Below are 21,140 nucleotides of genomic sequence, written 5' to 3'. Positions count from 1 at the left end.
CCGATGAAGGCGGATAGCGCGGATCGCCAGGCGATGGCGGGCTGGCCCAGGTGGGCGGTGGGCAGCCTGCAGAGGTCAGCCCCCGTTGGTTGCGATCCAGATGACATGGCGGGCGCCGCGCTTGCCGCGGGCGCGCGTGTTGATTTCCTCGACCACGAAACCTGCCTGTTTCAGGCGCCGCGTGAAGCCGCTGTCCGGTCCCTGTGACCAGACGGCCAACACGCCGCCGGGTTTCAATGCGGCACGCGCGGCTGCGAGGCCGGCCGTGCCGTAGAGCGCGTCATTGCCCTTGTAGACGATGCCTTCCGGGCCATTGTCGACGTCGAGCAGGATGGCGTCCCAAGCGGCCGCTTGCGCCCTTATCAATTGACCGACATCAGCCTCGCGAATGGTGACTCGAGGGTCGTCGAGGCAACCGCCGAAGATCTCGGCCATCGGGCCGCGCGCCCAGGCGACGACCGCGGGGACCAACTCGGCGACGGTGACGGCAGCGTCTCCATCAAGTGCGGCCAGAGCGGCGCGCAGCGTGAAGCCCATGCCGAGCCCGCCGATCAGGGTTCTCGGCTGCTTGCGGCCAGCGATCCGCTCGCAGGAAAGCCTGGCCAGTGCCTCCTCGGAGCCGCTGAGGCGGCTGTTCATCAGCTCATTGGTGCCCAGCATGATCGAGAATTCAGCGCCGCGCTGCTTCAGGCGAAGTTCCTGGCCGCCATCAGGCGTGCGGGCTGAGTCGAGCTGAACCCAAGGGATCACGATTATACAGCGATCGCGGGCTGGCTCCAGCGGGTGGCAAGCAGCCGGTAGGGGATCAACGCAACCACCGCGATGATCAGCTTGACCGAGAGATCGCCCAACGCCCAGGACACCCAGCGCATCGTCTCGACAGGCAGCACACCCATCAGCGGCGCCGTCTCCAGCGCGAAGCCGTCGTTCGGCCCGGCAAAGGCGAAGGCGGCGGAGAAGGCGACGCCGAAGAACACCACCGTGTCGAAGATGGAGCCGACCAGCGTGCCGACGATCGGCGCGCGCCACCAGCTTTGCCGGCGCAGCCGGTTGAACACGGTCACGTCGAGCAGTTGCGCGGTGAGGAACGCGGCGCCGGAAGCAGCCGCGATGCGCACCAGCCGGTCGGCGGCGGTCTCGAATTCGATCAGGCCGTGGCGGAACAGGAAGGGCGGAACCAGGATCGAGCAGATCACTGCCGTCATGAAGCCGACGAACACCACCTTGCGCGCCACGGCCGGGCCGTAGCGGCGATTGGCAAGGTCGGTGACCAGAAAGGAGAAGGGATAGGTGAAGGCGCCCCAGGTGAGCAGGTCGGCCAGCGACAGGCCGCCGATCTGACCCTGCATCGGGAACTGGACAAGAATGTTCGACGCCACGACGACAAGCGCCATGGCGGCCACGAAGGGCAGGTATCGTGTCAGGAAGTTCATTTTTTTATCCTGGGTAATGGAACCAGCGGAATGTCATGCCGAATCCGCACGACACTCCTTGGAAGGCGGTTCGTCCCCGCCTGAAAGCGGTCTTAGGCGGCCGGTTGCTCAGCGAGCTTCTTGGCGATCTGCTTCTTGAGCAGGCGCGCGCGCTGCGACAGGTCCTTGGCGTCGGCCTTGGCCAGGAAGGCGTCGAGGCCGCCGCGATGCTCGACAGAACGCAGCGCGTTGGCCGAAATGCGCAGGCGCACGTTCTGGTTCAACACTTCGGAAATCAGCGTCACATTGACCAGGTTCGGCAGGAAGCGGCGCTTGGTCTTGTTGTTGGCATGGCTCACATTGTTGCCGGTCTGGACTGCCTTGGCAGTGAGCTCGCAGGTACGGGACATCTTGTCTAACCTTCAGTTCTAAATCTGCCAAACCATTCTGCCCGCGCCAGGCGGCGCGCGGTCTCGGTCAGGCGGCCTTTGGAAAAGTTGGCGTTCCATAGTTGCATTTCGCCACCACGTCAAGCTCCGGCACGTGCGGGTAGTGTCTCAGTTTGAAATTTGACCATGCGACGCACCCTACTAGCACAGCACGAAATAGCTCGTATCGACGCCGCGTTCGATCTGTCTTATAGACAGATGAAGAATGGGAGGGGTGAAGATATGGCGAAGACGAAGAAAGGCCTGATGGAAGATCGTACCGCGCGAGCACCAGCACACGCCGCACTGGCCGACCCTGGCGTTCATGTGTTTGTTGACGATCAAAATCTGTTCTGGGGCATCACGAATGATGCGCGATATGGGAAAAGCTATCGCATGGATTTCGGCAGATTGCTTCTTGAAACAGCAAAGGGTCCAGACGGACGAGCTAGGCCGGTGAGGTCTGCTTACATCGCGGGTGTTATTCCTGATGACGATTACTTTTGGGAGGTAGCCAAAAGCCAAGGTTTTCAAGTGCGGCGTGGTTACTTGGGTTCCAACAATCGCTCAAAACAGGATGATGCATTTCTTATTACAGAGATCATGGAAACTCTCTATGAGAAGGCAGGCCCTGCCACGATGGTTCTAGTGGCAGGAGATGCGGACTATGTTCCACCGCTGCAAAAAGTTTTAGCGAAGGGATGGCGTAGCGAGGTAGCTTTCATCGGTCATGGCGTATCTGTCTCGCTAGAGCCTGTCGCGGATGAGTTTAAAGAACTGCAGCCGAGCACGATCCAAAAGTATCACTCATAGGTCGCGCTTTTTGTAGGAGCCGCGTTTGCCCGACTTCGGCGCAACAGCGTCCATCTTCTCGCAAAGGTCTTCCATCGACCAGAGCGTCTGAGACACGCCAGCCGCCACAGCCAGCATCGACCAGCAACTTGGAAACCGTATTGATCGACACATCGGCAACGCGGGAGATCGACCGCATCGAGCTATCCTCGCAGAGCATCGAGAAGATTTGGACGCGGGTCTGCAGGGGGAGCTTGTTCATGCCCAATGTGAACTTTCATGCTTAGTGTCAAGCATGAAAGGTCATTTAACTACGCGAAGGAAACCTGCTGTCGCTCCGGTCTCGCCGACGATCTCTGGCCGATACATTGATTGAAATTCTTCCACAGTCAGATGCAGCATGTTGGCAAGGTCGGTGACGGAGTAACCCAGTTTCTTGATGTGGAACGCAACCATCCGGCGAAGCAAAGATGGTATTTCCTTGGGCGGCTCATTCGGCTCTCGCTTTCGATATCCAAGCCGCCCCATTTCCATCCAGAACGATTTTCGCTGGTAAGGGGTAATGAGACTGAGGCGATCAGCTCTTACGGCGAGAGCCGCCATGGAAACCTTCCAATAGCCCTTCATGTTCATCAATTGACGGAGGTCAAACCGCCGCAATTGTGGTCGAACCTCCGCTGCCGGCAACAGGAAGGCACCGGCGAAGGCATCGGCTTCGTCTTCCATTTCTTCGTCGCTCTTAACTGCTATCGTATGAAGCAGCATGTGCCCCAGCTCATGTGCAAGGGTATGCCTCATTCGATCTGCCGGCGCGTTTACGTTCACGAAGAACAGCACCGGCAACCCGTCGATACGCTGGCTCATGGCGTCGATAAGATCGGATCCAAAATCGCACGGTACAACGACGCCCCCCAAATCCTCGATTAGCTCGACCATGTTCGGGATTGGGCCGGTCGGGATCATCCATTGCTCACGCATATGGCGAGCGATCTCCTCAATAGAGAACGCGGCTCTCGACTTGCCGATGTATTCGTCGCGATCAATCTCGGGGATGAAGCCGTTGGTCTTGTGCTCGTAGGATCGCAGGAATTTGACGATATGCATTCGACGGATGTTCATTTCCGCCACAATGCGCGCAAGCGCCTTCGCCGATAGCTTCTTCCGCTTGCGGTAGTGGAACGGCGGCATGCCATACGGTCTGCCGACTTCGAAGAAAAAGTTGATTTGATAACGCAGGATGCGTGCGACATCCTCGACGAAAGCAGAGGGCGGGTCTGACAATCCGCCCTCATATTTTGAATACGTCCCCTGTCCCACGCCAAGCAAGTCGGCCAATTCTGACTGGGTCAGGCCCCGCGAATCTCTCGCGAGCATCATCATGTGATGATTAAAGTGTCCCATATGCTGTACCCGAAAGTGCGTTAGGCGGCGAAACGCGACTGTCTGGTCACATCGATCCAAATCGGCTTATCGGCTTCCCGATCTTCCTGCGCAACAATCGCGGCGCACCAAGCGATAGAACGACCTTCTGGATGCGCAACTTGCGAGCGCACAAATTGCGTCCCCGTGCGGTCCAGATGATAGCCAATCGTCAGACGTACCGGGGGCATGGGCAAATTCGGCAGTTCCTTGCCGGCGTCAAAGGCCTTGGCCTGTTTTGTCGGGTAGCGCCTGGAAGCGCCATTCTCATCCATCTTCTTCAAGCGGATAACGACGTTCGGCTCATCGAGGAGCCACACCTTAAGGCCGCGAATCTCAAGCGGGCGAACGCGCGGCCTTCCGTCGAATCGGCGATCGGCGGCGGCGACCATATGGGCATAAGTGCATGCCGCCTGCGCCCTTACGTCCAACTCCAAGAGGTCTGCCGGACTGTAAGCCCGATATCGAGAGTGCGCTTCTCGCGCAATCTGATCAAAATCATCAAGGAAGCCCTCCATCGCTTCCATGATTTCCGTAATCGAACGTTTCGGCATGTGGTTTTACCCCGCTGAGTCCCGAGGTGAAAGCATACCTTTCACGCGACAAAAATCAAGAAAAATATTCCGAGAATTATTCGAGGCGACCACCCCAGCGCTTTTCCGCCGCCTTCTTAGCGATCTCTGCGCGCCGCTCCGGCGTCATATTGGCGGCGCGCTTCTTCCCACCTTTCGGACCAAGCTCTTTGGCGGCGGCGCTCTTGCCGTCATCAATCACGTCGTCGGCTTCCTCGCCTGTGGCAATGCGCATAGCGCGGACGGCGTTGCCAATCACGTCGGCTGGTTTGCCTCCACAAGTTGGAACGTGTCGGCGCTAAAGCCTCTCTGACCAGCTTGAAGCGCCGCTGCGTCCAATAAAGCCTGAACAGCTGCACCATTGAATGCCGGATCGCCTGGGTTCAAAGCCAAGTCCGTTTCGATTGTTATCGTGGTTGACGTTACGCCCCGTGAATATGCCAAGGTGGTCCACACCGTCTTCGCGTTCGGGTGATTTACGACGAGCCCCATGCGTTTCTCCCATGCTTTTGCGCTAAGCATATAGGAGTTCGGCCTGTCAGGCGACAGTCAGGCGACCACCATTGACGGCGGCGCAAATTTCAAACTGAGACACTACCGCGTGCGCGGTGACGTGACACGCTCCATATTAAGGCCGGATTTCGCCCTATAAGCCCTTCGCGAAGGGATTGCCGGGCTGGAACCGATGCGTTTCCGGCCAGTATCAAGGACTTACCGCCCGCCATGCTTCGACCATCCCATGCCCTTGCCGCCCTGCTCGCCGTCTCTGTGCCGACGACGGGCTTCGCCGCTGCCTCGCCGCAGTCCTTCAAGGGCGAATACACGGTGTCTTTCCTTGGCCTTTCGGTCGCCAGGGCGACTTTTTCGAGCCGTTACGACGGCGACAACTACGCCATCAACGGCACTGTCTCGGCCGCCGGCATCGCCAAGCTGTTCGACGACACGAAGGGCACGATCTCATCGCAAGGCACGATTTCGGGCCAGCAGATGCGGCCGCAGGCCTTCCGGGCGGATTACACCTCCGGCAAGAAAGCCTCGGTGGTCGACATACGCTTCGCCAAGGGCGATGTCGCCTCGACGAAGGTCGTCCCGGAACCCGGCAAGCGCGATCCCAAGAGCTGGGTGCCGGTCGGCGACGGCGACCTGAGGTCGGTGCTCGACCCGATGGCGGCGACCGTCATCCACGCCGACAGCCTGGACAAGGTCTGCGGGCGGACCGTCAAATTCTATGACGGCGAGATGCGCGCCAACCTGTCGCTGACCTATGCCTCGAAAGGGTCGATCTCGGTGCCCGGCTTCAAGGGCGACACCGTCACCTGCAAGATGGGCTTCGAGCCGGTCGCGGGCTATCGCAAGGGCCGCAAGGCGCTGGAGTTCCTCAAGAACAAGAGCCGCATTATGGTGACATTTGCGCCGGTCGGCCAATCCGGCGTATATGCGCCGATCCGCGCCACGGTCGGGACCCAGATCGGTCCGCTGACCATCAGCGCGAGACGGTTCGAAGCCGTCGAGTAATTTTATGCAATTCCGGACGGAAAACCGCCACGCATTTTTCCTGGGATTGCTCTAGTCATTTGTTTTTACGCAGTTCCGAACGGTTACACACTTTTCCTGGAATTGCTTGAGGGGCGCCCCGGCGCGCCGTCGGGGGGCAGCTATGGGGCGCGCAACACTGATCGGCTTCTCGGCGGTCGCCATGTGGGCGCTGCTCGCACTGCTCACCGACGCCTCGGGGCAGGTGCCGCCATTCCTGCTGTCGGCAATCACCTTCGCCATCGGCACCTGCGTCGGGCTTGCCGCCAGGCTGGTGATGCCTTCTCGCGACAAGAGCCGGAAGGTACCGCCGCAGGTGTGGCTGATCGGAATTGCCGGCCTGTTCGGCTACCATTTCTTCTACTTCACCGCGCTGCGCAACGCGCCGGCCGTCGAGGCGAGCCTGATCGCGTATCTGTGGCCGCTCTTGATCGTGCTCGGCTCGGCGCTGATGCCTGGCGAGCGGCTTGCCTGGAACCATGTCGTCGGCGCGCTGCTCGGGCTGGCCGGCACTTTCCTCATCGTCACCAAGGGCGGTGGGCTCGCCTTCGACGCGCATTACGCCTTCGGTTATACGATGGCGGCCGTCTGCGCGCTTTTGTGGTCGTCCTATTCGCTCTTGTCGCGGCGCTTCCCGTCGGTGCCGACCTCGATCGTCACATGGTTCTGTGCGGCGACGTCGGTGCTTTCGCTCGCCTGCCACTTGCTGCTCGAAAAAACCGTGCTGCCCGACGGCCCGGGCCAGTGGCTGGCGGTCATCGGGCTCGGCCTGATGCCGGTGGGGGCCGCCTTTTATGCCTGGGACATCGGCGTCAAGCGCGGCAACATCCAGGTGCTGGGCGCCGCAAGCTACGCCGCGCCGCTTTTGTCGACGCTGGTGCTGATCGCCGCGGGCGTGGCCGAGCCGTCGCCGCGCATCCTCGCGGCCTGCGTGCTCATCACCGGCGGAGCAGCACTCGCAGCCAAGTCGCTGTTGCCGCGCAGGCCCGCGACCGGCGGGGCGCACGCATGATGCCGTTTCCAGGCGGCATCGACGCCAACCCGAACGCGACGCTTTTATTTTCGATCGCAGCTGCTGCGATCTACGCCTTTGCGCTCGAACTGTCGCCGCGGCTCGCCCGCTCCGCCGCGAAGACGCTGGCCGTCGCCTTGCTGGCGGCGCTCGCCGTCATGCAGGGCGGTCCGCTGCTGCTCGTCGCGGCGCTGGCGCTGAGCGCCGTCGGCGATGCGTTCCTCTCGCAGCACGGCGAGAAGGCCTTCCTCGGCGGGCTGGCGAGCTTTCTTGCCGCGCATATCGCCTATGTCGCCCTGTTCCTCGAGGCAGGCGGCGGGATCGGGCTGCTCGCCGCAGAATCCTGGCGTGGTGCGATGGCGCTGGCGATGGCGGCGTTCGTCATCGTTATGCTCGCCGCGTTGTGGCGCCGCGTCGGCCCATCGCTCCGTATCCCGATCGCTGTCTATGTCGCCGCGATCCTCGCCATGGGCATCTCGGCGCTCACCGGCTACCATCCCTGGGTCATCGCCGGCGCCGTGCTGTTCATGGCCTCGGACGGGTTGCTGGCAGCGGAGCGTTTCCTGCTAGCGGCGATCTCGCCGCAGCGCGTCTGGATGCGCTACGCGGTCTGGGTGCTCTACTATGCAGCCCAACTCGCCACTACGCTCGGTTTCCTGCTGAGTTAAGCGGTTTTCGGCTGCCAACCCGGCTCGGCCAGCTCGAAGGCGGCGAAGTCAAAGCCAGGCGCCACCGTGCAGCCGACCAGCGTCCATTCGCCGAGGCTGCGCGCCGACTGCCACCAGCCTGCCGGCACGACGATCTGCGGCCGCTCGCCCGAGGCAAGTGCCGCGCCCAGCACCTGTTCGATGACGGCGCCGGTGCCTTCCTCATGCATGGCGAGCGCGAGCGGCGCGCCGGCATAGAAGTGCCAGACCTCCGCGGCATCCTTCACCCGGTGCCAGGCCGAAAGCTGGCCTTGCTCCAGAAGGAAATAGATCGCGGTCGAATGGCCGCGCCTGCCTCCCGCACCATCGCGAAAAGTCTCGGCATACCAGCCGCCTTCGGGGTGCGGCTCGAGGCCGAGCGTTGCGATGATTTCAGCGGCGCTGGTCATGCCGGTCTTTGTTTGATGCATGTCGTTATCCCAGAACCGCTCTTTATTTTAGCGCAATTCCGGTTTCACACTTTTCCTGGAATTGCTTTGCGCACTTTCGGGCAACAGCTCTAGAAATGGTCCTTGCGCTTGCGGATTTCCGCGAACACCTCGACGTCGCTCGCCCGCTCCATGCCGAGATGCCTGCGAATCGCCGGGTCGTGCCAGCGCAGGAACGGGTTGGTCGACAGTTCCTCGCCGATCGTCGTCGGCAGGGTCGGCTTGTTGTCGGCGCGAAGCGCCTCGATCCTGACGGCGCGCTCCTTCAAGGCTGAATTCGTGGGGTCGACGGTCAGCGCGAAGCGGGCGTTGGCTAAAGTGTATTCGTGGCCGCAATAGACGACGGTCTCGGCCGGAAGGGCGGCAAGCTTCTTCAGCGAGTCGTGCATCACCGGCGGCTTGCACTCGAAGATCCGGCCGCAGCCCAGCGCGAACAGCGTGTCGGCGGTGAAGGCCACTTTCGAGGCCGGCAGATGGTAGGAGACATGGCCGGCGGTGTGGCCGGGCGTTTCGATGACGTCGATCCTTTCCTCGCCAAGCCGGATGACGGAACCTTGCCTGACGGTCTCGTCGATGCCGGGGATCTTCGCCTTTTCCGCTTCCGGCCCGACGATGGTGAGCTTGAAGCGCTCTTTCAGGGCCAGGTTGGCCTCGACATGGTCGCCATGGTGATGCGTGGTCAGGATCATCGTCGGCGTCCAGCCGGTGCGCTTGATCGCGGCCAGGATCGGGGCTTCCTCCGGAGCGTCGATGATCGCCGTCTGCCCGCTTTCGGGATCGTGCACCAGCACGCCGAAATTGTCGGTGCGGCACATGAACTGTTCGATTTCGACCGGCATCCCATCGCTCTCCGCTAGAGCGCCGTGCAACCAGGTGGATGCACAAAAGGACACTCTAATACTTGGTATCTGCCGCATCGTGCTTTCCGAAATCGAAACCGATTTCGGGCCGATGCAGGAGCTGCCGCAGACATAGGGCGGCCGGCGGCCGATGTCATCGGCCTTTGTTGAACTCGGCATTTATCGCGGCTACCGTCGCCCGCATGCATTCGGACATCGTCGACCTCCGTTCCTTCTATTCGACCACGCTCGGCCGCCTGGCCGAGCGCGCGATCACCATGGCGCTCTCATCGATATGGGCAAGCGTTCCCAACGAGCGTCTGGTCGGCCTCGGCTACACGCTGCCCTGGCTGGAGCGATTCGGCACCGATGCCGAGCGAGTCTTTGCCTTCATGCCGGCGACGCAAGGGGCGGTGGTGTGGCCGGCGACGGGACCGACGGCGACGGCGCTGGTCTTCGACGAGGAGCTGCCGCTGGTCGATTCCTGCATCGACCGCATGCTGCTCGTGCATTCGCTCGAACATGTCGAAAATCCGCGCGAGACGCTGAACGAGATCTGGCGCGTGCTGTCGCCGGCGGGCAGAGTCGTCATCGTCGTGCCCAACCGGCGCGGTGTCTGGGCACGCTTCGAGCATACGCCCTTCGGCAATGGCCGGCCGTTCTCGCGCGGCCAGCTCACCGAATTGCTGCGCGAGGCGAATTTCACGCCCGCCGCATGGTCCGACGCGCTGTTCTTCCCGCCATCGCCGCGGCGTTTCATGATGCAGTTCCACAATGTGCTGGAGCGCGCCGGCCGGCGCTTCTGGCCGATCTTTTCCGGCGTCATCGTCGTCGAGGCGCAGAAGCGGCTCTACCAGGGCGTGCCAGTCGCGCAGCGCGCCTCGCGCCGCGTCTTCGTGCCGGTGTTCTCGCCGCAGGGCGCGACGCGGCTTGGACGAAAGACGACCGAGGCAATGTCCCGGACCGGGCAAGTGACGCGTTCGTGATCGGGATCAAGCCTTGCGCCGCACGGCAATCATCGCCCTATCTCAGGGACGGGGACACGGCGCGGCATCGGCGTCGATGACCATTCCCGAAAGCAGGGATTTTGCACATGGACTACCAAACGGTTGACAAGCCAGAAACCGAACAGACTGTCTCGGTCGAGGCAAGCAGCCTGCGTGACCAACTGGCGACAATCAGGCAGGCGCTGAAGACGTCTCCGGTTCGCAGGCAGCTTTCGTGGGTATCGATCGGCATTGTCGGCGTCATCGTCGCGACATCGGTCGGGCAGGTCCTGCTCAATCGCTGGAACCAGCCTTTCTACGATGCCCTGGCGCGGCGCGACTTGCCGGGTTTCCTGCACCAGCTGATGGTTTTTGCCGTAATCGCCGGTAGCCTCCTGGTGCTCAACGTCGGCCAGACCTGGCTCAACCAGATGATCCGGCTGAGGCTGCGCGAGGCGCTGACGCTGGACCTCATCGATGAATGGATGCGGCCGGCGCGCGCCTTCCGGCTCACCCACGCGGGAGCCATCGGCGTCAACCCCGACCAACGCATGCAGCAGGATGCCGGCCATTTGTCGGATCTGTCGACCGATCTCAGCGTGGGCCTCTTGCAGTCCTTCATCCTTCTTGTGTCCTTTATCGGCGTGCTTTGGGAGCTCTCTTCCGGCTTCGTCTTCCATGTCGGCGGCCATTCCCTGGCCATACCCGGCTACATGGTCTGGGCGGCGATCCTCTATGCCGGCATCGCCTCGTGGCTGAGCTGGCTGGTGGGCCGGCCGCTGATCCGCTTCAACAGCGATCGCTATACGCGGGAGGCGGAGCTGCGCTCCTCCATGGTCCGCATCAACGAGAATATCGACGCCATCGCGCTTGCCCATGGCGAGGCCGACGCCAGCCGGCGGCTCGATGTCGACCTCGGCGGCGTGCTTGGCGCCATGCGGCGCATCTACGGCGCTCAGATCAACCTGTCCTGGGTCACCGACGCCTATGGCTGGGTCACCGTGGTGGCGCCGATCCTCGTCGCGGCGCCGGTCTATTTCGCCGGCGACATCAGCTTCGGCGGACTGATGATGGCGGTCGGCGCCTTCAACCAGGTGAATTCCTCGCTGCGCTGGTTCATCAACAATATCGGCGCCATCGCCGATTGGCGGGCAACGCTGATGCGCGTCGCCGACTTCCGCATCGCACTTGGCGAAACGGACATCCTGCACGCCAAGGAAAAGCGCATCGAGTTCGGCGAGAACGAAAATGGCAAGCTGACATTCGACAAGCTCGAAGTCGCGTCGCCCGACGGCTGCACCAAGCTTGCCGAGACGAGCGTCGAGATCCAGGCCGGCGAGCGCGTCATGATCACCGGCGATCCGCGCGCCGGCAAGACGCTGTTCTTCCGCGCCATCGCCGGCCTCTGGCCATGGGGAAGCGGCCGCATCGGCATGCCGGCGGGGGAGACGCCATTCTTCGTGCCGCGCACGCCCTATTTTCCGCTCGGCACGCTGCGCGACGCGCTCAACCATGCCGAAGGCGCGAGGATAGACGACGCCGAGATTTCAGCGGTGCTGAACGAAGTCGGCCTGGAGCGCCTGTCATCCCAGCTCGACCGCTCGGCGCGCTGGGAGCATGAGCTGGCCGACGACGAGCAGCGGCTGCTCGCCTTTGCCCGGCTTGCGCTGAGGAAGCCGAAATGGGTGATCATCGACGAAGCGCTGGATACGTTCGACGGCGCCACGTTGCGGCGCGTGCTGGCCATGCTGCAGGCGAGACTGGCGGACGCTGCGATCCTCAATATCGGGCGCGGCCTGCACAACAACCAGTTCTTCCCGCGCGCGCTTACCATCGTCAAGGACAGCGGCGGATCGGCGCTCAAGCCGGCCCGCCTGCGCGCCGGGGCGATCGAACCGCCACCGACCGCGGCGAGAGCCAAGAAATAGCTTTATTTCGCCGCGATCGCCGGGAAGAATCCCGGCGTGGTCGGAGCTGTGCCATGCTCAAGCTGCTCAGTCTGCTTGCCTGCCTTGCCTGCGCCGAGGCGGCGCCAATGCCTGCAATCGGCGGCGATACGCCCGTCGATGTCGAGCTCGTGCTGGCTGTCGACATCTCGCAGTCGATGGACGAAGGGGAGTTCGCCCTGCAGCGCGCCGGCTATGTCGAGGCGCTGCGCCATCCCGACTTCATCAGCGCGGTGCGCTCAGGCCCGAAGGGCCGTATCGCGCTCGCCTATTTCGAATGGGCGGGCGTCGTGCGCGACGACGGCGTGATCGCCTGGCAGGTCATCGACGGCGCAGACAGCGCCAACGCCTTTGCCGACAAGATCGCGGGCCGGCCGTTCCGGAGCTTTCGCGGCACCTCGATTTCCGGCGCTCTCGGCTTCGGCGCCGGGCTTTTGGAGAAAAATGGCTTTTCGGCGCCGCGTCGGGTCATCGACATATCGGGGGACGGGCCCAACAATGCCGGGCTGCCTGTCGCCCTGACCCGTGACGCCGCCCTGGCCAGCGGCATAATCATCAACGGCCTGCCGATCCTGATCAGCCCGTCGCCGAGCGTCAGCCGTCTCGATCGCTACTATGCCGATTGCGTCACCGGCGGCCCCGGCTCGTTCGTGTTGCCGATCTATGCGGCGTCCGAATTCTCGACCGCGATCCGCCGCAAGCTGATCCAGGAGGTGAGCAGTGTCGGTGATGCCACAAAGATCCGCGTCGATGCGGAGGCGCCGACCGACTGCCTGCTCGGCGAGCGGCTGCGGCAGCGGTTTTCCGATCCGTATTTTCCGGAGCTGGATCGGTGAGGCACCACTTGGTGCGCCTCAGGCCGCCCGGGCGCCATATTTGGCGCGGAATTCGTCATAGCAATCGCGACGCCAGCGGCGGCCGACAACATAGCCGCGCAGCAGTTGCGGCAGCGAATAGCCGAGGGCTTTGGACGACCGGTTGGCCAGATAGCCCGAGAAAGCCTGAGGCAGCCGGCCTTTCAGGGTATCGGCGATGATCTGGCGCGCGATCATATAGGGCGGCACGTCGGGATAACGGTCGGCGATATAAGGGTGCTTGCCGATCAAGTTGGCATAGGCCTCGACATAGCCATCGCGGCGGCCGGAGATCGAGTTCTCCGAATTATACTTCTTCCAGTCGATCTCCTCCGACAGCAGGGCGCCGCCGCGGTTGGCAAAACGCAGCAGCAGCTCGCGGTCCTGCATGCGCGTGATGTCGCTGTCGAAGCCACCGATCGCAAGCAGCGATTCGTGCCGGGCGCTAATCGCCGAACCGGCGATGAAGATCGTCTGCGAGACCAGCGCGCGCTGCAGCGTGCTCTTGTCGAGCAAGGCCTGGCGATTGATACATTTGGTGCTGCGGTTGCCCTTCACCGAGATGAAGGAGCTGATCAGCACTTCGAGCGAAGGGTTTTTGTCGAAATGCGCCACCGTCCGCTCCAGGCGGTCCGGCAGATAGACATCGTCCGAATCAAGGAAGGTCACGATCGGCGCCCGCGCGCGCTCGATGCCCGCGTTGCGCGCGGCATTGGCGCCGCGCCATTTCGCCCCGACATAGATCAGTCTGGGGTCGCGAATTTCGGCGAGCGCCAGGGCCGTCCCATCGGTCGAGCCATCGTCGACCACGATGTGCTCGAAGCGCGTAAGTGTCTGGGCAAGAACGCTTTCCACGGCGCGCACGACCTGGCTGCGCCGGTTGTGCGTCGGCGTGATCACGGTGATCAGCGGAGCTGTGTCGGAAGCAGCCGGCATCTAACTTTCGTTGTGGAGCGGATACGCGATGATCGGTTGGATCTCGTACCTGCCCCTCCGTGTCCGCCCCCGGATGGACAAAACGCTACAGAAAAGAGGCGTCTATGTCACCTGAAGCGTCGCGTCAGGATCAAGTTCGGAGCATATTTCTTCAAAGCCATGCGGTTTGAAAGCAACACTTTGCGGGCGACTTGTCCTCAACTGTGGCCCACATAGTCCGGCACGATCTCGATTTCGTCGCGAACGAGACCGGCTGCGAGGCTGAAATGGCCGAAAAATGCCAGCGTGTAAAAGGCCAGGCCGACCGCCACTGAAAACGGAATCTGCCAGATTGGCATGCCCGTTTGCGGCGCATGACCGATCACGCGTCGTGTCGTGCGCCACGACATCGTCCCCCAGCGTGTGAACGATTTGACGATACGCTGGGCGCGGGTGGGGGAATGGAGCTCGACGAATTTTCGGTCGGCATCCCTGCCGGTCACCAGCGCGCGCCAATAGAAGAACCGCCAGCCGCGCGGCGAGTAGTGATAGACGCGCGCATCGACATTGACGATTCTGTGGCCCTCGCGCCAAAGCTGGTGCATCAGCAGCGTGCAGGAAACCTTGAAGCCGTTGTGTGCCGGGAACGGATGGCTGGCTATCCAGTCGCGTTGGAAGGCAATGTTGTTGGCATTGATCGCACGTTTCGAGGCGAACCTTTCGTCCCCCCGGGCCATCGGGAAGAACCAGATCAAAGCAAAGGTTCGCGAGAAAAAATCGTCGTAGGAAAGATAGGTATGCCCGTTTACGCAGAGGGTTTCCGGGTGTTGGAAGGGCTTCAGCAGAGTTGAGAGCCAATCCCGCTCGGGGACTGTGTCGGAATCCAGGAAAACGACGATGTTTCCTTCGGTCAAGGGCACGCCATTGTTCTTGAGGTCGTAATACCGACCACCGGAGCAGGCCGCGAATGTCAGTTCGGCAACCTGCGTAAGTTGAGGTGCTTCAGCGTCGATGCTCGCTCGCAGCAAATCGGCGTCCGAATCGGGCCCGCCATGCGACACGACAACCTTCGGCCTTGCGAAACCAGTTGCGGAAACGGCAGCAATTTCACGCGCCAGGGCCTTCAGGCCCACGCCAATCTCGTCCCAGTCAATGGATTTGGCGTTCTCCATCTCCACGACGATCGAATAGGTTGGATGTTCAGCCATAGAGTTAATCACCACCAGCTTATCGGGATAGTCGCTATAGCCCTGAACGTATGCTGTCAAACGATCAAAGGCGCCATCTATTTGCGAGTTTCCGCTTCGATTGGCGGTTCACCGATTGCTAGTTCTTCAAGAAGCCACGGATATAGTTTTTTCCATGCCGGAAGCTCGACGGGTCGGTATATTCAGACAGGAAACGCTTTCTCCATTCGTCGTTGATCGCGTCGCGCTGGACTTCGAGACCTGACTCGAGGTTCGTTCTCCAGACGGGCTCTACACCCGCCAGCTGCGCGATCGTCTTGAGGCTTCCAACCGGATCTTGCTGAATTTGCTCATAGGTCAATGCGAGAAAAGACAGTCCGTTTTTCGCGAACCAAGCATCCCAAGCCAAATTCTCCATCAAAATCTTCTCAAGCGACTCGGCAATCGCTCCGCTGTCGTAGCGTGGCGGTGCATGGCTGACTTCAGTGGAGCGGAATCTGCGGGTTTGCCGCGCGCGTGCCCATGAGATCGCCTGGCCCAGCAGATCGCTACGCGTCAGGCGCACATAGCGCGGGTTCGGAAGACTGGCCGGCAGGTTCACCTTCTTGGCCACTTGAGCGAACTGGCTCGCGAAGAGCTTGATCGCGTAGACTCCGGAAGAGGACCGCCCCTCCGTCAACGCACGAAGAAGCTGGGCGCTCGGTTCGCGCGGGTAGCCGGGCAGTTCAAGCAGACGGCGACCGCCAAACCATTCCAGTGGATTGCCCAACCCGGCCGAAGCCATTAGTCCTGCAAGATGATTGCTGCCGCTGCGCGGCGATGTGCAGACGAGAATTCCCGCTCGTATCTCCGACAGAATGTCCGGAGGGATTTTAACCGTCGGCGGCCGCCGACGAAAAAGCTGCATCCCGATCATCGCTTCAGCAAAAACACCGCCTGCTGGCCGAAGAAATTCCAGAACCACCAGGGCATCGACAGGCCGATCTTCTGGCCGTTGGCGTCGAGTGCGGTCGCCTTCTCGACCGTTGCGCCAAGCTCCTCGCACAGATTGACGAAGTCGCGGATGGTGCAGAAGTGGATGTTCGGCGTGTCGTACCAGGAATAGGGCAGATCCTTGGTGACCGGCATCCTGCCCTTGATCAGCAGCGAGAAGCGCACGCGCCAATGGCCGAAATTGGGGAACGATACGATGGCGCGGTTGCCGATCCGAAGCAGCTCGTCGAGCACCAGCTTCGGATTGCGGGTCGCCTGCAAGGTCTGCGACAGCACAACGAAATCGAAGCCCTTGTCGGGATAGAATTCGAGGTCCTTGTCGGCATCGCCCTGGATCACGGAAAGGCCGCGCGCCACGCATTCGTTGACGCCGCGCTGCGACAGCTCCATCCCGCGGCCGTCGACCTGTTTTGTCTCCTGGAGAAGCTCCAGCAGCAGGCCGTCGCCCGAGCCGACATCGAGGACACGCGAACGGGCCGGGATGAGATCGTTGATAACCTCGAGATCGACACGTTGGGCACGATTGACGCTCATGGGAACACCCGCGGCCTTAGAGCATTCGAAGCCAAAGCGGAATCGCTCGGTGTCGCAGAAATGCTGCTAAAACGAAGAGATCGCGAGCCGCTCATAGGCTGAGTCCCCTGGCGCGGGCGGCCGAGGCGATGAAGCCGTTGATGGCCGCGAACAGTTCCGGTTCGTCGAGCAGGAAGGCGTCATGGCCGCGATCGGTCTCGATCTCGACGAAGGAGACGGAAGCGCCGGCGGCGTTCAGCGCATGAACGATCGAGCGGCTCTCCCCGGTCGGGAACAGCCAGTCTGATGTGAAGGATACCAGGCAAAACCGCGTCTTGGTGGCGGCGAAGGCATCGGCCAGCCGTCCGCCATGGTCGGCGGCGAGGTCGAAATAGTCCATTGCGCGGGTCAGGTAGAGGTAGGAGTTGGCGTCGAAGCGATCGACGAAGGTCATGCCCTGGTGGCGCAGATAGCTTTCGATCTGGAAGTCGGCGTCGAAACCGAAGGTGAGCGCCTCGCGGTCCTGCAGGTTGCGACCGAACTTGCGGTGAAGGGCCGCCTCCGACAGATAGGTGATGTGGGCGGCCATGCGCGCCACGGCGAGCCCTTTTTCCGGACGCCTGCCGAAATCGAGATATTTGCCGCCGTGCCACTCCGGATCGGCCATGACGGCCTGCCGCCCGACCTCATGGAAGGCGATGTTCTGCGAGGAATGGCGGGCTCCGGTGGCGATCGGCAGCACCGAGAAGACGCGCTCCGAATGGCTGGCGGCCCACTCCAGCACCTGCATGCCGCCCATCGAGCCGCCGAGCACGCAAAACAGCTTCTCGATGCCGAAATGGTCGACCAGCATCAGCTGCGCGCGCACCATGTCGCGGATGGTGATGATCGGCAGGTCGAGGCCGTAGGGCCGGCCCGTCGCCGGATTGATCGAGGCCGGGCCGGTGGAGCCGAGGCAGCCGCCGACGACGTTGGAGCAGATGACGAAAAAGCGGTTGGTGTCGATGATCTTGCCGGGGCCGATCAGCACCTCCCACCAGCCCGGCTTGCCGGTCACCGGATTGGTGTTGGCGACATGCTGGTCGCCGGTCAGCGCGTGGCAGACGAGGATGGCGTTGGAGCGGGCGTCGTTGAGGATGCCATAGGTCTGGTAAGCGACCTGGAACGGCGACAGCACCGTGCCCGCATCGAGCTTCAGCGGCTTGTCGGGGCCGAACTGCAACACCGGGCTCGATGGGTGGTCGGCCTCGTTGTTGGTCCTTAGAGCGCGCTGAGCGGCCATCGCATTCCCCATCCAGTCCGCATCGATTTCGCCGATGCGGTATCCGGCCGGCAGCGGACAACAAAAAACCGGCCTGCCTTCGCAAAGCCGGTTACAGGTTGCAAACGGCCCTTTAGCGAATTGTTTAACGTGGCTGCAAGCCGACCGGCCAAATCACCACGGAGTCCGGCTGCTCTTCTAGGACCAGCGCCGCGCTTCGTCAACGGGCAGCATCCTGGGGGCAGCATCTTGGGGGCAGCACCTTGGGATCAGGATCTTGGCGCAAGCACCGGCACTCGACATTCGGGGCCACGGCCTGTATTTCCGCTGCGGCCTCGACGGCCTTCTCGACGGATTTGTGACATGAAGCAGGATCAGCCACGTCCGACGCCCCGCGCGGGCATCATGGACATCGAGGCCTACGTGCCGGGCAAGAGCACGGCACCGGCCGGCGTGACGAAAGTCTACAAGCTGTCGTCCAACGAGAACCCGCTCGGGCCGTCGCCGAAAGCGATCGAGGCCGCGCGGGACGTGGCTTCCAGGTTGGACGTCTATCCCGACGGCTCAGCTCGCCGGCTGCGCGAGGCGATCGGCGACGTGCATGGGCTCAATCCGGCAAACATCGTCTGCTCCAACGGCTCCGACGAGATCCTCGGGCTCCTGGCGCAAACCTATCTTGCGCCGGGCGACGAGGCCGTGTTCACCGAACACGCCTTCATGGTCTACAAGATCTACATCCAGGCCGCCGGCGCCAGACCGGTCGCGGTCAAGGAAACCGACGAGCGCGCCGACATCGACGCGATGCTCGCGGCGGTGACGCCGGCGACCCGGATCGTGTTCCTCGCCAATCCCAACAATCCGACCGGCACCTATGTGCCGTTCCAGGAGGTGCGCCGGCTGCATGCCGGGCTGCCGAAGAACGTGCTCCTGGTGCTCGACGCGGCCTATGCCGAATATGTGCGGCGCAACGACTATGAAGCGGGCATCGAGCTCGCGGGCAGCGCCGAGAACGTGGTCATGACCCGCACCTTCTCCAAGCTCGGCCTCGGCGGCGCGCGCGTCGGCTGGATGTACGGCCCGGCGCATATCGTCGATGCGATCAACCGGGTGCGTGGGCCGTTCAACGTCAACGCGACAGCGATCGAGGCGGGCATCGCGGCCATCCGCGACCGCGCCCATGTCGAGCGCAGCGTGGCGCATAACGAGAAATGGCTGGCCTGGGTCAGCGAACAGGTGACCCTGCTCGGGCTGCGCGTGACGCCGAGCGTCGGCAATTTCGTGCTGATCCACTTTCCCGACGACAGGCGGCATTCGGCGGCGGCCGCGGACGATTATCTCAGCGCAAGGGGCTATATCCTGCGCCGCGTCACCGGCTACGGCTTCCCGAACGCGCTGCGCATGAGCATCGGTACCGAAGAGGCCAATCGCGGCGTCGTCGACGCGCTGACGAGTTTCCTGAAAAGCTGAAGCACCATGACATCACCGATGTTCGAGAAAATAGCGCTGGTCGGCATCGGCCTGATCGGCTCGTCGCTCGCCCGTGTCATCCGCCGGGAGGGGCTTGCCCGCCATATCGCCATCGCCACGCGCAGCAAAGCGACGCTCAAGCGGGCCGAGGAGCTCGGCCTCGGCGATTCCTACACGACCGAGGCCAAAGAAGCGGCACGCGACGCGGATCTCGTCATCATCTCGGTGCCGGTCGGCTCGTCCGGCGAGGTCGCCGCCGAGATCGCGCCGGCGCTGAAGAAAGGCGCCATCCTCACCGATGTCGGCTCGACCAAGGCATCGGTGATCGCGCAGATTGAGCCGCATGTGCCCGACGGCGTGCATTTCATCCCGGGCCACCCACTGGCGGGTACGGAAAAATCGGGCCCCGATGCCGGCTTTGCCGATCTTTTCGACAACCGCTGGTGCATCTTCACGCCGCTGCCGGGCACCGATCCTGAGGCGCTGGAGAAGCTGTCGGAATTCTGGCGGCGCTGCGGCTCGAACATCGACACGATGGACCCGCAGCATCACGACATGACCCTGGCCATCGTCTCGCACCTGCCGCATATCATCGCCTACAACATCGTCGGCACCGCCGACGACCTGGAATCGGTGACCAAGACGGAGGTCATCAAATATTCCGCTTCCGGTTTTCGCGATTTCACCCGTCTGGCGGCCTCCGACCCGACAATGTGGCGGGACGTGTGCCTGCACAACAAGGACGCGATCCTGGAGATGCTGGCGCGGTTCTCGGAGGATCTCGCCTCGCTGCAGCGGGCGATCCGCTGGGGCGACGGCGAAAAGCTGTTCGACCTCTTCACCCGTACCCGCGCCATCCGCCGCTCGATCATCGAGGCCGGCCAGGACATCGATGTGCCGGATTTCGGCCGCCAGGCGGTCGAGCATCCTGGGGCCAAATCTTAGTCAGGTCGACGACGGCCAGTGCGCTGCCATCATCGCCAGCGTCTCGGCCCTGTCCGGAGCGCCGAGCCGGCCGCCGAAGCGCAGGCATTTGAGCGCCGCGGCGGCGCTGGCAAAGCGCAGCGCCCGCTCGGGCGGCATCGCTTCGGCAAGGCCGACGGCAAAGGCGCCGTGGAAGACGTCGCCGGCGGCGAGCGTATCAACCGCCTTGATCTTCGGCGCCTCGACATGGCGGACGCGGCCGGCTTCCCGGTCATGCCACCAGGTTCCGGCAGCGCCTCCCGTCACCGCGACAAAGGCATCGGTGCGCGAGGCAAGATCTGCGCAGGCGCTTTCAGGGGCGGGCGCGTGGCCGCAGACGATGCGGGCCGCCGGTTCCGAGGCGACGATGTGCGAGGCTAAAGGCAGCAGTCGCTCCAGCACCTCGACGGGCGCTGTGTCGGCGTCGAGGATCGCCGGATGGCCAGCGTCCCGCGCGGCCGTCAAGGCGAGCGCGGCGGCGCCCGGCCAGCGCACATCCACCAACACGGCATCGAAGGCGGAGAGATCGGCGAGCGGCAAGGAGTGAGGGTCAGCCTGCGCTTGTCCGTCGTAGAACGGCACGATAACACGCTCGCCATGGGCATCGACCAGGATCGCGGCCAGCGCCGAGCGCGCGCCGGCGACGCGGCGGACCAGGCTGCAGTCGACGCCCTCCGCCTCGATCTCGGCGATGAGCTGGTCGCCGACCGCGTCGTCTCCCGCGCTCGCCCAGAGCGATACGCTGGCGCCGAGGCGATGCGCGGCGCAGGCGGCGCTCGTTGCCATGCCCGAGGCGATCTGGACGCCGTCGCTGGCGATGAACTTGCCCTGATGCGTTGGAAGCGTCTCGACACGAAGGATAGTGTCGAGGGTGAATGCGCCGACGCTGAGCAGTCTGACCGGTTCCGCCATC

The 21,140-nt window shown here is 62.9% G+C and carries 24 protein-coding genes, 1 pseudogene and 1 riboswitch; of the genes and pseudogenes, 9 read left to right on the top strand and 16 right to left on the bottom strand.

Annotation, left to right across the window (positions count from 1 at the left end):
- Positions 1-75: 75 nt before the first annotated feature.
- From ABID26_RS26565 to rpmB, 3 genes are all read right to left on the bottom strand, one after another.
- Positions 76-750 carry a spermidine synthase family protein gene (locus tag ABID26_RS26565; RefSeq protein WP_292372938.1) on the bottom strand — a complete coding sequence of 225 codons (675 nt, stop codon included), beginning with the start codon at positions 748-750 and terminating at the stop codon, positions 76-78.
- Positions 751-752: 2 nt separating this feature from the next.
- Positions 753-1,433 carry a queuosine precursor transporter gene (locus ABID26_RS26560; RefSeq protein WP_292372939.1) on the bottom strand — a complete coding sequence of 227 codons (681 nt, stop codon included), beginning with the start codon at positions 1,431-1,433 and terminating at the stop codon, positions 753-755.
- A 92-nt stretch (positions 1,434-1,525) separates the two neighbouring features.
- Positions 1,526-1,822: a 50S ribosomal protein L28 gene (gene rpmB, locus ABID26_RS26555; protein ID WP_059187982.1), complete on the bottom strand. Its 297-nt coding sequence runs from the start codon at positions 1,820-1,822 to the stop codon at positions 1,526-1,528.
- 261 nt (positions 1,823-2,083) lie between these two features.
- Here rpmB and ABID26_RS26550 point away from each other — a divergent pair, with 261 nt between their 5' ends.
- A complete protein-coding gene (locus ABID26_RS26550; RefSeq protein ID WP_354417023.1) occupies positions 2,084-2,653 on the top strand; it encodes an NYN domain-containing protein in 570 nt (189 codons plus the stop codon).
- Positions 2,654-2,762: 109 nt separating this feature from the next.
- On the opposite strand, the pseudogene ABID26_RS37100 reads toward ABID26_RS26550, so the two are convergent.
- From ABID26_RS37100 to ABID26_RS26530, 5 genes and pseudogenes are all read right to left on the bottom strand, one after another.
- Positions 2,763-2,894: pseudogene (locus ABID26_RS37100) on the bottom strand (IS1 family transposase); the annotation flags it as partial.
- 41 nt (positions 2,895-2,935) lie between these two features.
- Positions 2,936-4,012 (bottom strand): helix-turn-helix domain-containing protein, encoded by a 1,077-nt coding sequence (locus ABID26_RS26545; protein ID WP_354417021.1) that lies wholly within the window; start codon positions 4,010-4,012, stop codon positions 2,936-2,938.
- 41 nt (positions 4,013-4,053) lie between these two features.
- Positions 4,054-4,605: a hypothetical protein gene (locus tag ABID26_RS26540; RefSeq protein ID WP_354417019.1), complete on the bottom strand. Its 552-nt coding sequence runs from the start codon at positions 4,603-4,605 to the stop codon at positions 4,054-4,056.
- Positions 4,606-4,681: 76 nt separating this feature from the next.
- Entirely contained in the window at positions 4,682-4,882 is a 201-nt protein-coding gene (locus ABID26_RS26535; RefSeq protein WP_292372946.1) for an RNA-binding protein, read from the bottom strand.
- Positions 4,879-5,115: a hypothetical protein gene (locus tag ABID26_RS26530; protein WP_354417017.1), complete on the bottom strand. Its 237-nt coding sequence runs from the start codon at positions 5,113-5,115 to the stop codon at positions 4,879-4,881. The genes ABID26_RS26535 and ABID26_RS26530 overlap by 4 nt, the downstream gene beginning before the upstream one ends.
- A gap of 231 nt (positions 5,116-5,346) precedes the next feature.
- On the opposite strand from ABID26_RS26530, the gene ABID26_RS26525 reads away from it, so the two are divergent.
- From ABID26_RS26525 to ABID26_RS26515, 3 genes are all read left to right on the top strand, one after another.
- Positions 5,347-6,138 carry a DUF3108 domain-containing protein gene (locus ABID26_RS26525; RefSeq protein ID WP_126097650.1) on the top strand — a complete coding sequence of 264 codons (792 nt, stop codon included), beginning with the start codon at positions 5,347-5,349 and terminating at the stop codon, positions 6,136-6,138.
- Positions 6,139-6,280: 142 nt separating this feature from the next.
- Complete coding sequence (gene yddG, locus ABID26_RS26520) at positions 6,281-7,168, top strand: aromatic amino acid exporter YddG (RefSeq protein ID WP_126097651.1); 888 nt, start codon at positions 6,281-6,283, stop codon at positions 7,166-7,168.
- Positions 7,165-7,836 (top strand): lysoplasmalogenase family protein, encoded by a 672-nt coding sequence (locus tag ABID26_RS26515; RefSeq protein WP_126097652.1) that lies wholly within the window; start codon positions 7,165-7,167, stop codon positions 7,834-7,836. Before yddG ends, ABID26_RS26515 begins: the two co-directional genes overlap by 4 nt.
- Here ABID26_RS26515 and ABID26_RS26510 read toward each other — a convergent pair.
- The gene (locus tag ABID26_RS26510; RefSeq protein WP_126102522.1) at positions 7,833-8,264 is read right to left on the bottom strand and encodes a cupin domain-containing protein; all 432 of its coding nucleotides are present in this window, start codon (positions 8,262-8,264) and stop codon (positions 7,833-7,835) included. The genes ABID26_RS26515 and ABID26_RS26510 overlap by 4 nt on opposite strands.
- Positions 8,265-8,374: 110 nt before the next feature.
- Entirely contained in the window at positions 8,375-9,142 is a 768-nt protein-coding gene (gene gloB / locus ABID26_RS26505; RefSeq protein WP_292300978.1) for a hydroxyacylglutathione hydrolase, read from the bottom strand.
- Between the two features lie 203 nt (positions 9,143-9,345).
- Here gloB and ABID26_RS26500 point away from each other — a divergent pair, with 203 nt between their 5' ends.
- The 3 genes from ABID26_RS26500 (at position 9,346) to ABID26_RS26490 (ending at position 12,910) form a co-directional block, all read left to right on the top strand.
- Positions 9,346-10,128 carry a class I SAM-dependent methyltransferase gene (locus tag ABID26_RS26500; protein ID WP_126102523.1) on the top strand — a complete coding sequence of 261 codons (783 nt, stop codon included), beginning with the start codon at positions 9,346-9,348 and terminating at the stop codon, positions 10,126-10,128.
- Between the two features lie 107 nt (positions 10,129-10,235).
- Positions 10,236-12,056, top strand: a complete 1,821-nt coding sequence (locus ABID26_RS26495) for an ABC transporter ATP-binding protein/permease (protein WP_126097654.1) — start codon at positions 10,236-10,238, stop codon at positions 12,054-12,056.
- A gap of 53 nt (positions 12,057-12,109) precedes the next feature.
- Entirely contained in the window at positions 12,110-12,910 is an 801-nt protein-coding gene (locus ABID26_RS26490) for a DUF1194 domain-containing protein (protein WP_126097655.1), read from the top strand.
- An 18-nt stretch (positions 12,911-12,928) separates the two neighbouring features.
- Here the strand turns inward: ABID26_RS26490 and ABID26_RS26485 are convergent, their stop codons facing one another.
- From ABID26_RS26485 to metX, 5 genes are all read right to left on the bottom strand, one after another.
- Positions 12,929-13,864 carry a glycosyltransferase family 2 protein gene (locus ABID26_RS26485; RefSeq protein WP_126097656.1) on the bottom strand — a complete coding sequence of 312 codons (936 nt, stop codon included), beginning with the start codon at positions 13,862-13,864 and terminating at the stop codon, positions 12,929-12,931.
- 197 nt (positions 13,865-14,061) lie between these two features.
- Complete coding sequence (locus ABID26_RS26480) at positions 14,062-15,051, bottom strand: glycosyltransferase (RefSeq protein WP_126097657.1); 990 nt, start codon at positions 15,049-15,051, stop codon at positions 14,062-14,064.
- Between the two features lie 118 nt (positions 15,052-15,169).
- Positions 15,170-15,994, bottom strand: a complete 825-nt coding sequence (locus tag ABID26_RS26475) for a Stf0 family sulfotransferase (protein ID WP_126097658.1) — start codon at positions 15,992-15,994, stop codon at positions 15,170-15,172.
- Positions 15,943-16,557, bottom strand: coding sequence for a methionine biosynthesis protein MetW (gene metW, locus ABID26_RS26470; protein WP_126097659.1), 615 nt, complete (start codon positions 16,555-16,557; stop codon positions 15,943-15,945). Before metW ends, ABID26_RS26475 begins: the two co-directional genes overlap by 52 nt.
- Before the next feature lie 91 nt (positions 16,558-16,648).
- Positions 16,649-17,818 (bottom strand): homoserine O-acetyltransferase MetX, encoded by a 1,170-nt coding sequence (metX, locus tag ABID26_RS26465; protein WP_292300971.1) that lies wholly within the window; start codon positions 17,816-17,818, stop codon positions 16,649-16,651.
- A gap of 92 nt (positions 17,819-17,910) precedes the next feature.
- Positions 17,911-17,988: riboswitch (SAM riboswitch) on the bottom strand.
- Between the two features lie 172 nt (positions 17,989-18,160).
- Here metX and hisC point away from each other — a divergent pair.
- Together hisC and ABID26_RS26455 are read left to right on the top strand one after the other, a co-directional pair.
- The gene (hisC, locus tag ABID26_RS26460; RefSeq protein WP_292300969.1) at positions 18,161-19,264 is read left to right on the top strand and encodes a histidinol-phosphate transaminase; all 1,104 of its coding nucleotides are present in this window, start codon (positions 18,161-18,163) and stop codon (positions 19,262-19,264) included.
- A 6-nt stretch (positions 19,265-19,270) separates the two neighbouring features.
- Positions 19,271-20,209 (top strand): prephenate/arogenate dehydrogenase family protein, encoded by a 939-nt coding sequence (locus ABID26_RS26455; protein WP_189521436.1) that lies wholly within the window; start codon positions 19,271-19,273, stop codon positions 20,207-20,209.
- Here ABID26_RS26455 and ABID26_RS26450 read toward each other — a convergent pair whose 3' ends face one another.
- Positions 20,210-21,139 (bottom strand): sugar kinase, encoded by a 930-nt coding sequence (locus ABID26_RS26450; protein ID WP_292300967.1) that lies wholly within the window; start codon positions 21,137-21,139, stop codon positions 20,210-20,212.
- Position 21,140 lies beyond the last annotated feature (1 nt).

Source organism: Mesorhizobium shonense (assembly GCF_040545255.1).
GTDB classification, from domain to species: Bacteria; Pseudomonadota; Alphaproteobacteria; order Rhizobiales; family Rhizobiaceae; genus Mesorhizobium; species Mesorhizobium shonense.
The sequence above is the reverse complement of the archived record's forward strand: the minus strand, read 5'-3'. Positions and strand labels throughout refer to the sequence as shown.